Source organism: Catenulispora rubra (assembly GCF_015356825.1).
GTDB classification, from domain to species: domain Bacteria; phylum Actinomycetota; class Actinomycetes; order Streptomycetales; family Catenulisporaceae; genus Catenulispora; species Catenulispora rubra.
In genome coordinates this window covers 1-419 of the sequence record NZ_JAACYW010000772.1, presented here as the reverse complement: position 1 = coordinate 419, position 419 = coordinate 1, and the positions used below count along the sequence as shown (strand labels likewise).

Annotated in this window: 1 protein-coding gene; it reads right to left on the bottom strand. The window is 29.4% G+C overall.

The genetic code is table 11. From position 1 onward, the window contains the following. Positions 1-80: 80 nt before the first annotated feature. Positions 81-236, bottom strand: coding sequence for a hypothetical protein (locus GWK61_RS61745; protein ID WP_194922388.1), 156 nt, complete (start codon positions 234-236; stop codon positions 81-83). Positions 237-419: the final 183 nt, after the last annotated feature.

Below are 419 nucleotides of genomic sequence, written 5' to 3'. Positions count from 1 at the left end.
ACTAAGCACTTATCTAGCAACCTAATTAGTAGTTATAAAATAAACTATACTTTTCTATTAATTTTATGTAAAAACAAATATTACGATCTATCTTCCCATTTTCTCTTTGCCTTCATTACGTTTTCTTCGCTTAATTTTGTTTCATCCATTATATCTCCCATTCCGCAACCTTTATCAAGCATCTCTTTTGCTTTTTCCATGGCTTTTTCATGTTCACCTTTTCTTAATTTGTCCATTAAAGTTCCTCCTCTTTCGACTCATACTAACGCGAAATCTAGTATTACCTGTGAACACTTTTTTATTCAGCTTTTATGATAGCTTCTTCATCACTTTTTTCATGCATCTAATCTTTATGTTATTTCTTTATTTCCATCTTCTTCTGAAAAAATTATATTAATATGTAGTTCAGAATTTCATCC